Origin of the sequence: Pseudomonas fluorescens (assembly GCF_003732425.1) — a bacterium.
Lineage (GTDB): Bacteria > Pseudomonadota > Gammaproteobacteria > Pseudomonadales > Pseudomonadaceae > Aquipseudomonas > Aquipseudomonas fluorescens_BE.
The window spans coordinates 698,286-710,844 of record NZ_MOBX01000016.1 but is presented as its reverse complement, the minus strand read 5'-3'; the positions used below and the strand labels follow the sequence as shown (position 1 = coordinate 710,844).

Annotated in this window: 12 protein-coding genes; 6 read left to right on the top strand and 6 right to left on the bottom strand. The window is 61.3% G+C overall.

The genetic code is table 11. The features are described 5' to 3' along the window. Window positions 1–16 precede the first annotated feature (16 nt). Together choX and BK670_RS28965 are read left to right on the top strand one after the other, a co-directional pair. Complete coding sequence (choX, locus tag BK670_RS28970) at window positions 17–937, top strand: choline ABC transporter substrate-binding protein (protein ID WP_123454948.1); 921 nt, start codon at window positions 17–19, stop codon at window positions 935–937. A gap of 254 nt (window positions 938–1,191) precedes the next feature. Continuing rightward, entirely contained in the window at window positions 1,192–2,760 is a 1,569-nt protein-coding gene (locus BK670_RS28965) for a SulP family inorganic anion transporter (protein WP_123454946.1), read from the top strand. A 116-nt stretch (window positions 2,761–2,876) separates the two neighbouring features. On the opposite strand, the gene aroE is transcribed toward BK670_RS28965, so the two are convergent. Then, complete coding sequence (gene aroE, locus BK670_RS28960) at window positions 2,877–3,698, bottom strand: shikimate dehydrogenase (RefSeq protein WP_123454943.1); 822 nt, start codon at window positions 3,696–3,698, stop codon at window positions 2,877–2,879. Between the two features lie 9 nt (window positions 3,699–3,707). Continuing rightward, window positions 3,708–4,622: an oxygen-dependent coproporphyrinogen oxidase gene (hemF, locus tag BK670_RS28955; RefSeq protein WP_123454941.1), complete on the bottom strand. Its 915-nt coding sequence runs from the start codon at window positions 4,620–4,622 to the stop codon at window positions 3,708–3,710. A gap of 150 nt (window positions 4,623–4,772) precedes the next feature. On the opposite strand from hemF, the gene BK670_RS28950 reads away from it, so the two are divergent. After that, window positions 4,773–5,750 carry an NADPH:quinone reductase gene (locus BK670_RS28950; RefSeq protein ID WP_123454938.1) on the top strand — a complete coding sequence of 326 codons (978 nt, stop codon included), beginning with the start codon at window positions 4,773–4,775 and terminating at the stop codon, window positions 5,748–5,750. Window positions 5,751–5,814: 64 nt separating this feature from the next. On the opposite strand, the gene BK670_RS28945 is transcribed toward BK670_RS28950, so the two are convergent. The 4 genes from BK670_RS28945 to BK670_RS28930 all read right to left on the bottom strand — a co-directional run bounded on the left by BK670_RS28945 (window position 5,815) and on the right by BK670_RS28930 (window position 9,550). Then, window positions 5,815–6,474, bottom strand: a complete 660-nt coding sequence (locus tag BK670_RS28945) for a GNAT family N-acetyltransferase (protein WP_259697603.1) — start codon at window positions 6,472–6,474, stop codon at window positions 5,815–5,817. A gap of 256 nt (window positions 6,475–6,730) precedes the next feature. After that, a complete protein-coding gene (gene tsaC / locus BK670_RS28940) occupies window positions 6,731–7,288 on the bottom strand; it encodes an L-threonylcarbamoyladenylate synthase type 1 TsaC (RefSeq protein ID WP_007962683.1) in 558 nt (185 codons plus the stop codon). Window positions 7,289–7,343: 55 nt separating this feature from the next. Then, on the bottom strand, window positions 7,344–8,444 hold the full coding sequence (dprA, locus tag BK670_RS28935) for a DNA-processing protein DprA (protein ID WP_123454934.1): 1,101 nt from the start codon (window positions 8,442–8,444) through the stop codon (window positions 7,344–7,346). Window positions 8,445–8,524: 80 nt separating this feature from the next. Then, window positions 8,525–9,550, bottom strand: coding sequence for a LysM peptidoglycan-binding domain-containing protein (locus BK670_RS28930; RefSeq protein WP_123454932.1), 1,026 nt, complete (start codon window positions 9,548–9,550; stop codon window positions 8,525–8,527). A 160-nt stretch (window positions 9,551–9,710) separates the two neighbouring features. Between BK670_RS28930 and def the strand changes: the two genes are divergently transcribed. From def to rsmB, 3 genes are read left to right on the top strand one after another with little or no spacing between them, the layout of a single operon-like run. Continuing rightward, complete coding sequence (def, locus tag BK670_RS28925) at window positions 9,711–10,217, top strand: peptide deformylase (protein WP_038359594.1); 507 nt, start codon at window positions 9,711–9,713, stop codon at window positions 10,215–10,217. Window positions 10,218–10,274: 57 nt separating this feature from the next. Beyond that, window positions 10,275–11,234: a methionyl-tRNA formyltransferase gene (gene fmt / locus BK670_RS28920; RefSeq protein ID WP_123454929.1), complete on the top strand. Its 960-nt coding sequence runs from the start codon at window positions 10,275–10,277 to the stop codon at window positions 11,232–11,234. Beyond that, window positions 11,231–12,541: a 16S rRNA (cytosine(967)-C(5))-methyltransferase RsmB gene (gene rsmB, locus BK670_RS28915; RefSeq protein ID WP_123454926.1), complete on the top strand. Its 1,311-nt coding sequence runs from the start codon at window positions 11,231–11,233 to the stop codon at window positions 12,539–12,541. The genes fmt and rsmB overlap by 4 nt, the downstream gene beginning before the upstream one ends. Window positions 12,542–12,559: the final 18 nt, after the last annotated feature.

Here is a 12,559-nt window from a genome sequence, read left to right as displayed (position 1 = left end):
TGTTAAGGGGAAGTCCATGCGTAAGTTATCCACAGTAGTGACGGTTGGCCTGCTCGCGCTGAGCAGCGCCTCGGCCTTCGCCGAGCCAAGCTGCGACACGGTGAAAATGGCCGACCCGGGCTGGAGCGACATCGCCGCGACCAACGCCATCACCGGGTTTCTGCTGGACGGCATGGGCTACAAGGCCAAGGTCGACACCCTCGCGGTGCCGATTACCTTCGGCGGTTTGAAAGACGGCCAGGTGGATGTCTTTCTCGGCAACTGGATGCCGGCGCAGCAGGGCTTCTACGACAAGTTCGTCGCCACCGGCGATGTCACGCAACTGGCGAAGAACCTCGACGGCACCGAATTCACTCTCGCTGTACCGGACTACGTGTGGGATGCCGGTGTGCATAACTTTGCCGACCTGAACAAATACGCGGACAAGTTCGAGCGCAAGATCTACGGCATCGGCTCGGGCGCGCCGGCAAATATCTCGCTGCAGGAAATCATCAAGAAGAACGACTTCGACATGGGCCAGTGGAAGCTGATCGAGTCCAGCGAGCAGGCGATGCTGGCTGAAGTGTCGCGAGCGGTGAAGAAACAGAAATTCGTCACCTTCCTCGGCTGGACCCCGCACCCGATGAACGTGCAATTGAAGATGCATTACCTGAAGGGTGGCGAGAAATACTTCGGCGACACCGGCAGTGTGTTCACGTTGACCCGCAAGGGTTACGCCGAGGCCTGTCCGAACGTGGGTAAATTGCTGACCAATCTATCGTTCACTCAGGAAATGGAGAACAGCATCATGGCCGAGGTGGTGAACAAAAAAGTCAGCAATGCCGAAGCGGCAAAGGCGTGGATCAAGGCGAATCCGGGAGTACTGGACAAGTGGCTGGATGGGGTGAAGACCGTGGATGGCAAGGATGCGTTGGCGGCGGTTAAGGCAAAGCTTTGATCGCAGGGTTGCTGGAGTTGTGCCCGGCTTGAGATTTTTGCCCCCTCACCCCAACCCTCTCCCCCAAGGGGGCGAGGGGGAAGGGAGCCGATCCTTATGCTGTTCAGAACCTGAGTTCGACTGGATATCTCAGGTCGGCGTACCTCCCTCATTCACCACGGTCAGTTCCCTCTCCCTCCGGGAGAGGGTTAGGGTGAGGGGTCTTTCCCCTGACACCCTGATAACCTTGAACAAAACTCCAACCGCGAGGACCCATGGCCTTCCCCAGCCGCCACTCTCTCTTCCCCTTTCTCACCTGGTTGCCGCGACAAACCCGCGCCAGCGTCGGACGGGATCTGATCGTCGGTCTCAGTGGTGCGATTCTCGCGTTACCCCAGTCGATTGCCTACGCGTTGATCGCCGGCCTCCCACCCGAGTACGGATTGTATGCCGCGATCATTCCGGTGCTGATCGCCTGCCTGTGGGGATCGTCGTGGCATTTGATCTGCGGCCCGACGGCGGCGATTTCGATTGTGCTGTTTGCCAGTGTCAGTCCCTTGGCGGTGCCGGCCTCGCAGGATTACATCACCCTGATCCTGCTGCTGACCTTGCTTGCGGGAATTTTCCAGTGGCTGCTCGGTTTATTGCGCTTCGGCGCGCTGGTGAATTTCGTCTCGCATTCGGTGGTGCTGGGGTTCACCCTCGGCGCGGCGGTGGTGATTGCTATCGGCCAGTTGCCGAACCTGTTGGGCCTGGAGTTACCGGCGAAAGCCACTGCACTGGCCAGTTTGATGGATCTGCTGCAACACCTCAGGGCTGTGGATAAGCCTTCCCTGGTCTTGGGCGTAGCTACCGTAATCGTCGGCTTGGTGCTCAAACAACTGCTGCCGCGCTGGCCGACGCTGTTGATCACTTTGGTACTGGCCAGCTTGTTGGTATGGCTGTGGCCGGCGATGTTCGACCATGTGCATCTGGTCAGCGCATTCGTTGGGCGGTTGCCACCGTTCAGTGGATTGCCGCTGGATCTGGACTTGATCCTGCGGTTGCTGCCCAGTGCCGTGGCAGTGGGCATGCTCGGGCTGGTCACCAGTCTGTCGATTGCGCGCTCGATTTCGGCGCGGTCGCAGCAATTGCTCGATGCCAATCAGGAAGTCCGTGCACAGGGCTTGTCGAATATCGTCGGCGCGTTCTTCTCCGGATCGCTGTCGGCCGGGTCGTTCACCCGCTCGGGCCTCAGTTACGAAGCGGGCGCGTGTTCGCCATTGGCCGGGGTGTTTTCCGCGATCTGGGTGGCGTTGTTTGCGATTTTTGGCGCGGGGCTGATCGCGCACATTCCTATCCCGGCGATGGCCGGGAGCATTCTGCTGATTGCCTGGGGACTGGTGGATCATCGCGGCATTCGCTCATTGCTGCGCGTCAGCCGCGCCGAGTTCGTGGTCATGGCCCTGACCTGTCTGGCGACCTTGTTGCTGGAATTGCAGACGGCTATTTATGCCGGTGTGCTGGCCTCGCTGTTTTTCTACCTCAAGCGCACCTCGCAACCGCGCGTGCAGCATTGGCGTGACGGCGAAGACGATGTGTTGCGTGTCGGCGGTTCAATCTTTTTCGGCGCCAGCCATTACCTGCAAGTGCGCCTGCAGCGCATGCACGGTGCGCGAGTGGTGATCGAGGCGCAGCAGATCAACTTCATCGATTATTCGGGGGTGGAGATGCTGCATCAGGAGGCGCGACGCTTGCTGAGTCAGAATCGCAGCTTGACCTTGCGCGGGGCGCGGACGCAGGTGGTGGAGGAGTTGCGGAAGCTGGAAGGGCCGGAGAAATGCCCGATCCGGTTTGAGGATTGATTGGCGATCGAGGTAATCCTTGTGGGAGCGAGCCTGCTCGCGAAGACTGCGGCACATCCAACATTGATGTGTCAGACAGACCGCTTTCGCGAGCAGGCTCGCTCCCACATGGCTATTTATTGGGCCAACTGGCGGCGTAGCTCGGCGAGTACCGGTGCGGTATCAGGGCGCACGCCACGCCACAGGAAGAACGCCTCAGCCGCCTGCTCAGCCAACATCCCCAAGCCATCCATCGCCACCGCCGCGCCTTGTTCACTGGCCCAGCGGCAGAATGCGGTCGGCTCCTTGCCGTACATCATGTCGTAACAGAGGGTCTTGCCCGGCTCGATCAGGCTCGGCGCAATCGGCGGCACGTCGCCGCTCAGGCTTGCCGAGGTGGCGTTGATGATCACGTCCACCGGCTCACGCAACCAGTCGAAACCACTGGCCGAGACCGGCCCGAGGTCGCAGAACAACTCGGCCAGCAGCTCAGCCTTGTCCACCGTCCGATTGGCGATGATCACCGAGGCCGGTTGTTCCGCCAGCAACGGCTCCAATGCCCCTCGCACCGCACCACCGGCGCCGAGCAGCAGAATACGCTTGCCGGTCAGGCTGAACCCGGCGTTCACCGTCAGATCTCGCACCAGCCCGGCGCCGTCAGTGTTGTCACCCAGCAGCGTGCCATCGGCCAGTTTGCTCAAGGTGTTGACCGCACCGGCACGCTGCGCGCGCGCGGTCAGGCTGTTGGCCAGACGATAGGCGTCTTCCTTGAACGGCACGGTGACGTTGGCGCCACGCCCTTCCTGGAAAAACGCCGTGGCGCAGCCGGCGAAATCGTCGAGCGGCGCCAGCAATGTGCTGTAGTCGAGGTGCTGGCCGGTCTGCTCGGCGAACAGCTTGTGAATCATCGGCGATTTGCTGTGGCCGATCGGGTTACCGAAAACGACGTAACGATCCATCAGATGTCCTCAGGCCTCGGCCAGCCAGTCGCGGTCTTGCAGGAAGTACTCGGTCAGGCGTGCTTCTTCGCTGCCAGGCTCGGCTTTCCAGTCGTAACCCCAGCGCACTTGCGGCGGCAGCGACATCAGGATCGACTCGGTACGCCCGCCCGACTGCAGACCGAACAAGGTGCCACGGTCGTAGACCAGATTGAACTCGACGTAACGGCCACGACGGAATTCCTGGAACTCGCGCTGCTGAGCCGTGAAGGCATCGTTCTTGCGGCGCTGCACGATCGGCAAATAGGCATCGATGTAAGCGTCGCCAATCGCCCGCATGAAGGCGAAGCTGGTGTCGAAGTCCCACTCATTCAGATCATCAAAGAACAGGCCGCCGATGCCGCGTGGTTCGTGGCGATGCTTGATGTGGAAGTAGGTGTCGCACCAGGCCTTGTAGCGCGGATAAACGTCTGCCCCGAAAGGCGCGCAGGCCTGTTCGGCAATGCGGTGCCAGTGGATGCAATCTGCTTCATTGCCGTAATACGGGGTCAGGTCAAAGCCGCCGCCGAACCACCAGACGGGCTCTTCACCTTCCTTCTCGGCGATGAAAAAGCGCACATTGGCGTGAGACGTTGGTACGTGCGGGTTGTGCGGATGGATCACCAGCGACACCCCGAGCGCTTCGAAACCGCGACCAGCCAGTTCCGGCCGATGAGCGCTGGCCGACGGTGGCAGACCGCTGCCGAAGACGTGGGAAAAGTTGACGCCGCCCTTTTCGATCAGCGTACCGTTCTCGATCACGCGGGTACGACCGCCACCGCCAGCCGGCCGGGTCCAGGCGTCTTCGACAAAGCGCGTGCCGCCGTCTTCGGTTTCGAGAGCCGCGCAGATGCGGTCTTGCAGGTCGAGCAGATAGGCCTTTACGGCGTCGGTGCGGGTCGTCATGGCTTCACCTTGAATCGGGCGGCGCCCCGGCAGACGGGCGACGCAAATGGGCGCGTAGCATACCACCGCACAACAGCCCGCCGCAGTTGACGAAGATCAAGCATGGGAGTTGGATAGGGGGCTCACAAAAGACCCACGGAGAGCAGGCAGATGGCAAAGCGTATCCAGTTCCACGCCCACGGCGGCCCGGAAGTGCTCGAATATGTTGATTACCAACCCGCCGCACCCGGCCCGAATCAAGTGCGCGTGGCCAACAAGGCGATCGGCCTGAACTTCATCGACACCTATTACCGCAGCGGTCTGTACGCGCCACCCGCCTTGCCGTCCGGCTTGGGCGCTGAAGGCGCGGGCATCGTCGATGCCGTGGGCAGCGACGTCACCCGCTTCAAGGTCGGTGATCGCGTCGCCTATGGCAGCGGTCCATTGGGCGCTTACAGCGAATTGCATGTGCTACCCCAAGACAATCTGGTGCATCTGCCCGACGAAATCAGTTTCGAAACGGCTGCCGGCGTAATGCTCAAGGGCCTGACCGTGCAATATCTGCTGCGCCAGACCTATGAGCTCGAGGGTGGCGAAACCATTCTGTTCCACGCGGCGGCCGGCGGTGTCGGTTCACTGGCCTGCCAATGGGCCAAAGCGTTAGGCGTGAAGCTGATCGGCACCGTCAGCTCCAAAGAGAAAGCCGAACTGGCCAAGGCCAACGGCGCTTGGGCGACGATCGATTACAGCCATGAAAACGTTGCACAGCGCGTGCTCGAATTGACTGACGGCAAAAAAGTCCCGGTGGTCTATGACGGCGTCGGCAAGGACACCTGGCTGACGTCCCTCGACAGCGTGTCGCCACGCGGCCTGGTCGTGAGCTTCGGTAATGCTTCCGGCGCGGTGGACGGGGTGAACCTGGGCATTCTTGCCGCCAAGGGCTCGCTCTATGTAACCCGGCCGACACTGGCGACTTATGCCAACAATGCCGAGAACCTGCAGCGAATGGCCGATGAACTGTTCGAGATGATCATCAGCGGCAAGTTGAAGGTGGATGTCAGCCAGCGTTATCCGCTGGCTGATGCGGCGAAGGCGCAAACCGAACTGTCGGCGCGACGCACCACCGGTTCCACCGTCCTGCTGCCTTGATACCTCCCGACGTCCTGCCAGTCAGGGTTTCACAACCCTGACTGGCAGGACGGTTCGAGCGTGTTCAAAACCTCGGTGGATGACTCGCCAACGGTTTTTGCGCCCAATGACCGACAGTCGCGGGATCAGACTGTTGAACCGCTGCAAGGATTTGCCGCCACTCGGCTGACAACACCCAGTAATCACCGCGTGCGCGCTGCTCAATAGGCAAGGGATTAGAGGCGACCGGCATCAGACCGAAACGCTGGTACAGGCGCAGCTGCGATGCCCTGCACAACGCTGTGACACCTTGATAACCCTGTTTTATGGCCCACTCGGCAGCGGCCGCCAGCAGACTGTTGACGGCAATGGGCTGTTGGCTGGGCGCGAGCGAGATCAAGCGACTGAGTTCGACATGGCGTGACAACGCCACCGTAGGCGAAACATGTTGCTGCGCCAGCGATGCCCACTCGAACGGCGCCGGAGTGGCCCTCAATACCGCCAGCAGTTGCTCGTGCCGATACAGCAGAAAGTGGGTGCTGCGCGACCGTGTCACCAGTCGGGTTTCGAGCATCCGCGCCCTGGACGTCAGCATGTAATGCTGCAGCCGAAGCCGAAATTGCCGTTCGATAAACCGATCGAACACTTGGGTATCCGACCCCGCTTCAAGCATCACGATACGACACCCCTCCTGATGACTGTTTAACGTCACCTGGAGCGCCTGCAGGTAATCCGTGAGTTGCAAATCCGTAGTGTCCATTCTTTCTCCGCAGACCTTAACTTATCGAAGTGTTTCGAGTGCAGGGAAAGGATGGTTGCTTTTGGCGATACCGCCACGAAACGCGGTCTGATAATCAGGTGGGAAAATTCAGTTAATTCAGGCAGTTGAGGATTTTTCCGACGCAACAAGAAGCGTCATTGCAGGATAAATCGCAGGCACGTGTAGTACTCCTCGCCGCCAAGGCTAGGAGTACTACACGTTACAAATGTTCGAGGCTGGATCAGTCGGGACGAATGACTTTGCCGGTCGCCAGATCACGGATCACGCTGGGGTTCTTGCGCCCACCCAGTTGCCCGCCCAGTATCAGATCGATCTGCCCACGGAAATACTGCTCGACACGCAATCGGGTGCGCGCCGCCGGGCGGCCCTGCGGGTTGGCAGAGGTCGAAATCAATGGCCCGACCATCGAGCACAGATCGCGCACTTGCGGATGATCACTGACCCGTAGTGCCACGGTGTCATGCACCCCGGTGACCCATTCCGGCAACAGATTCTGGTGCGGCACTAGCCAGGTATTTGGCCCCGGCCAGGTGCTGGCCATACGGTCGATCCACTCCTGCGGGAAGTCTTCGAACAGGAAGTCGAACTGGCGAATGTTGTCGGCGACCAGAATCAGGCCCTTGTCTACCGAACGATTCTTGATCGCCAGCAACCGATCCACGGCCTCTTCGTTCCACGGGTCGCAACCCAGCCCCCAGACGGCTTCGGTTGGATAGGCAATCACCGCCCCGGCGCGAATCTCTCGTGCGGCTTGTTGCACACGCCAACTGTTAACCATGAAAAAACTCTCCGCAAACAGGTTTCGCGCAGTTTACCGATCTTCCTTGTAAAACCTAGCGTGTCCTGGCCAACCAGCGACCGTTTTCACACACTGCACGGCCGTCCATTTCCAGTTCGGTGAGTGCCGCCAGCACTTTGGGCAACGCCCAGCCGCTGCTGTCGGCCAAGCCTTCGCTGGTGTGCGGGGCCGCGTGGAGCAGGCTGAGCAACGGGTGATCGACGTTCGCCGTGTCAGTGGATAGTGGCAGATGCTGCCAACCGCGCAGGGCTTCGAGGATATGCTCGATGGTTTCCACCAGCACCGCGCCATCGCGAATCAATTGATGGCAACCGCGCGCCCCGGGATGATGAATCGAACCGGGAATGGCATAAACCTCGCGCCCCTGTTCTGCCGCCAGCCGCGCGGTAATCAGCGAGCCACTGGCCACACTCGCCTCGACCACCAGCACGCCGAGGGACAAACCACTGATGATCCGGTTCCGCCGCGGGAAGTTGCTCGCCGTCGGCCCGGCGTCCAGCGGGAATTCCGAAAGCACCGCGCTGCCGGACGCAATCATCGCGTCAGCCAGGCGCCGATTGCGCTGTGGATAAAAATTTTCCAGCCCCGTGCCGAGCACACCGACCGTCAACCCGCCAACATCCAGCGCGGCCTGATGCGCGGCGGCATCGATGCCCAGCGCCAGACCGCTGGTAATGACAAATCCGGCCCCGGCGAGGCTGCGGGAAAACGCCGCCGCCGTATCCATGCCCGGACGCGAAGCGCGGCGACTGCCCACCATCGCCAGTTGCGGCTTTTCCAGAATCAGCGGATCACCCGCAACGAATAACAGTGGCGGCGGGTCAGGAATCTGCGCCAGCAACGCCGGATAGTCCGGCTGGTCCCACATCAGCAAATGATGTTCCGACCCCTCTAGCCAGCGCATTGCATGGCTGGCGCCGTCGCGAACTTCGGGACAACGCCGCGCTTCAGCACTTGCCGAGGGCAATCCCAACGAACGCCAGGCACTGGCCGGCGCGCTGATGGCTTTGGAGGCCGAGCCGAAGGCTTCGAGCAATTTCGCAAAACGCTTGGGGCCGACATCCGGCAAGCGGTGCAGGCGCAAGCGCGCTTCCAGTTCCGCCGGGGAAATCGGCGTACAGACAGGCAACATGATGGATCATCCTTGATCGTTATAAGCCCCGAACCATTCGGAACAAGCTGTGGATAACTCTGTTGGTAACTTGTGAAGCACGCTTACGGATTGCGTACCTTGTCGAGCACCGCCAGCGAGCGCGATGCGTTGAGCACGAGGCCGTAGCTGAGTTTGTCGTAGGTGCGGAACACCATCAGCAATCCAGCGCGTTCGTCGGGAATTTTCAGCGGCTGGCCGGTGATGCGGTCACGCACGGTTTCGCCGGTTTTCATCACCACCAGCACGTTGCCTTCGGCCAGACCATCGCGCTTGCCCTTGTTCAGGGTGACCACGTCCATCACGCCGATTTGGGTGACGCCGCGCGGCACATCGATGATCACGCCGTTGATGCTGGTCGTTGGCGCGCTGGGCATGAAGGTCGAGTTGATCGAACGCTCTTCGCCACTGAACAAACGGTCGCCGAGGCGTACTTCCTGAGTGGTGCGTTGCAGGGCGAGGGTGGCAACGTCGCCTTCGGTGGCGACGATTTCGCCACCGCCGATGTCGTCGGCGTTGATCCCGAGGAATTCCTTGGTCTGCGGGTCGGTGTAGACCTTGCCCTGGCGGAAGATGCCGTACACCGGCTGATTCGGGTCGAAATGGCCCCGCGCGAAGATGCGGTCGCCAGTGCCGCTGAGCACGCGTTCGGCGTCACCCGCGACGATGTACGGTGCCTTGTCGAAATCCTCGACCTTGTCGACGATGCGGTTGCTCAGCAGAAAACTGTTGATCGATTTCAGCGGAATGCTCGGAATCGCCTCGGCCACCGGGCTGGTGCGAATACGTGGCGAGAGCTTGATAGTGCCGCGCGACTCGCCACGATTGAGCGTCAGACGCGGTTGGCCGTTGACGTAGCTGAGCGTCAGCGTGTCGCCGGGGTAGATCAGGTTGGGGTTTTCGATTTGCGGATTGGCCCGCCACAGTTGTGGCCACTGCCAGGGCTCGCGCAGGTATTTGCCGGAAATGTCCCAGAGCGTATCCCCCGAAACCACCGTGTATTGCTGTGGAAAACCATCCCTGAGTTGCACTTGCCCGTGCGCCACGCCGGCCGAAGCCAACAGCAGCAGGGCGAGTAGTGTTTTCCTCATGCAGTGAATCCCTTTATCATGTGCATTCGCGTGAACCGTCAGAGCCCCCGTGGCTCGCTTGTGCAAAATGCACAAGCTACGCTTCACAACGGTAGCCTGCATCTTCGGACCTGCCAGGCCATCGCCCGACTTTACTCAACGTGTGCAGCAATCAAAGCCTATGGCCATTTTAAACATCCTCGAATTCCCGGACCCGCGTCTGCGCACTATCGCCAAGCCTGTGGCCGTAGTGGACGACGAAGTGCGTCAGTTGGTCGATGACATGTTTGAAACAATGTATGAAGCGCCGGGCATCGGCCTTGCCGCGACCCAGGTCAACGTGCACAAACGTATCGTCGTGATGGACCTTTCCGAAGACCGCACCGAACCGCGGGTGTTCATCAACCCTGAGTTCGAATCGCTGACCGAAGAGATGGATCAATACCAGGAAGGCTGCCTGTCGGTACCGGGTTTCTACGAAAACGTCGACCGGCCGCAAAAGGTCAAGATCAAGGCGCTGGACCGCGACGGCAAGCCCTATGAACTGATCGCCGAAGGCCTGCTCGCCGTGTGCATCCAGCACGAATGCGACCACCTCAACGGCAAATTGTTCGTCGATTACCTGTCCACGCTCAAACGCGACCGGATCAAGAAGAAACTGGAAAAGCAGCACCGCCAGAACGCTTGATGCCCCCCTTCAAAGGCTTGCTGCGGCAAGCCTTTTTCTTTTTATGAGACGCCCTTCATGACTGAGCCACTGCGCATCGTTTTTGCCGGCACCCCGGAATTTGCCGCTGAACACCTCAAGGCCCTGCTGAGCAGCCCTTACGAGATCGTTGCGGTCTACACCCAACCGGATCGTCCGGCTGGTCGCGGACAAAAACTGATGCCGAGCCCGGTTAAACAGCTGGCGCTGGAAAATAATATCCAGGTGTTGCAGCCGCCGACTTTGCGCAACGCTGATGCTCAGGCTGAACTCGCCGCTCTGAAGCCGGATTTGATGGTGGTGGTCGCCTACGGCCTGATCCTGCCGCAAGTGGTGCTCGATATTCCGCGTCTGGGCTGCATCAACAGCCACGCCTCCTTGCTGCCACGCTGGCGCGGTGCGGCGCCGATTCAGCGCGCCGTCGAAGCGGGTGATGCCGAAAGCGGCGTGACCGTGATGCGCATGGAAGCGGGCCTCGACACCGGGCCGATGCTGCTCAAGGTCGTCACCCCGATCACCGGCGCAGACACTGGCGGCACGCTGCATGACCGCCTCGCCGAGATGGGCCCGCCGGCCGTGGTGAAGGCGATCGCCGGTCTGGCTGCAGGCACGCTGGAAGGCGAAGTGCAGAACGACGAGCTCGCCACTTATGCGCACAAGCTGAACAAAGACGAAGCACGCATCGACTGGAGTCGTCCGGCGGTTGAGCTGGAACGCCTGGTGCGCGCCTTCAACCCATGGCCGATTACCCACAGCACCCTCAACGGTGAAGCGCTGAAAGTGCTGGCGGCGACACTCGCCGACGGGAACGGCGCGCCGGGTGAAATCCTCAGCGCCAGCAAGGACGGCCTGATTGTCGCGTGCGGCGAACAGGCACTGTGCCTGACCCGCCTGCAATTGCCCGGCGGCAAGGCGCTGAACTTCAGCGACCTGTTCAACAGCCGTCGCGAGAAATTCGCCGTTGGCACTGTGCTGGGTGCAGCGGTGGACACGCAATGAACCCGCGTCTGGCCGCCGCCAAGGCACTCGCCGCCGTGCTCAGCGGCAAGGCTTCGCTGAACAGTTCGCTGCCGACGCAACTGGACAAGGTCGAAGATCGCGATCGCGGCTTCACCCAAGATCTGGCATTCGGCACCGCGCGCTGGCAGCCACGTCTGTCGGCGCTGGCCGAGAAGCTTTTGCAGAAACCGTTCAAAGCCGCCGACGCCGATGTCGAGGCGCTGCTGCTGGTCGGTCTCTACCAATTGCTCTACACCCGCGTGCCGGCCCACGCCGCCATCGGCGAAACCGTTGGTTGCGCCGACAAGCTGAAAAAGCCGTGGGCCAAAGGCCTGCTCAACGCTGTGCTGCGCAATGCCCAGCGCGAAAGCGAAACGATTTTCGCCGAGCTGGAACGTGATCCGGTGGTGCGTACCGCCCACCCGCGCTGGCTGCAAAAATCCCTGAAAGCCTTTTGGCCGGAACAGTGGGAAGCCATCTGCGCAGCGAACAACGCGCACCCGCCGATGATCCTGCGGGTCAATCGCCGCCATCACAGCCGCGACGCCTATCTCGGTCTGCTGACTGAAGCAGGTATCGCTGCGACGCCATGCGTTTACAGCCGCGACGGCATCATTCTCGAAGCGGCTGCCGACGTGCGCAGCCTGCCGGGTTTCGCCGAAGGCTGGATCAGCGTGCAGGACGAAGCCGCGCAACTGGCCGCCGATCTGCTCGATCTGGCGCCGGGTCAACGCGTGCTCGACGCCTGCTGCGCGCCCGGTGGCAAGACTTGCCACATCCTCGAAGCCGAACCAGCGTTGGCCGGCGTAGTCGCGGTGGATCTGGAAGCCAAGCGTCTGGTGCGAGTGAAAGAAAATCTCGAACGCCTCGGCTTGAACGCTGAGCTGGTCGCCGCCGACGGCCGCGATACGGCGAAGTGGTGGGACGGCAAACCGTTCCAGCGCATCCTGCTCGACGCGCCGTGTTCGGCGACCGGCGTGATCCGCCGCCATCCGGACATCAAGCTGACCCGTCAGCCAGACGACATCGTCGCCCTCGCGCAACTGCAAGGTGAGCTGCTCGACGCCATGTGGAAAACCCTAGAGGTGGGCGGCATCCTGCTGTACGCCACTTGCTCGACATTGCCGACCGAGAACACCGAAGTCATCGCCGCGTTCCTCGAGCGCACCCCCGGTGCTCGCGAACTCGACCTGGCCACCAGCGCCGGGATCAAACAGCCCCATGGGCGCCAACTGCTGGCCCAGCAGGGCGGGCATGACGGGTTCTACTACGCCAAGCTGATCAAGATCGCCGCCGCGCGCGGCTAAACGGATTCAACGGAGTGA

Excerpts from the sequence above, each read along its gene's own strand:
- choX (WP_123454948.1), top strand. The coding sequence starts at position 17 with ATGCGTAAGTTATCCACAGTAGTGACGGTTGGCCTGCTCGCGCTGAGC.
- BK670_RS28965 (WP_123454946.1), top strand. The coding sequence starts at position 1,192 with ATGGCCTTCCCCAGCCGCCACTCTCTCTTCCCCTTTCTCACCTGGTTG.
- aroE (WP_123454943.1), bottom strand. The coding sequence starts at position 3,698 with ATGGATCGTTACGTCGTTTTCGGTAACCCGATCGGCCACAGCAAATCG.
- hemF (WP_123454941.1), bottom strand. The coding sequence starts at position 4,622 with ATGACGACCCGCACCGACGCCGTAAAGGCCTATCTGCTCGACCTGCAA.
- BK670_RS28950 (WP_123454938.1), top strand. The coding sequence starts at position 4,773 with ATGGCAAAGCGTATCCAGTTCCACGCCCACGGCGGCCCGGAAGTGCTC.
- tsaC (WP_007962683.1), bottom strand. The coding sequence starts at position 7,288 with ATGGTTAACAGTTGGCGTGTGCAACAAGCCGCACGAGAGATTCGCGCC.
- BK670_RS28930 (WP_123454932.1), bottom strand. The coding sequence starts at position 9,550 with ATGAGGAAAACACTACTCGCCCTGCTGCTGTTGGCTTCGGCCGGCGTG.
- def (WP_038359594.1), top strand. The coding sequence starts at position 9,711 with ATGGCCATTTTAAACATCCTCGAATTCCCGGACCCGCGTCTGCGCACT.
- fmt (WP_123454929.1), top strand. The coding sequence starts at position 10,275 with ATGACTGAGCCACTGCGCATCGTTTTTGCCGGCACCCCGGAATTTGCC.
- rsmB (WP_123454926.1), top strand. The coding sequence starts at position 11,231 with ATGAACCCGCGTCTGGCCGCCGCCAAGGCACTCGCCGCCGTGCTCAGC.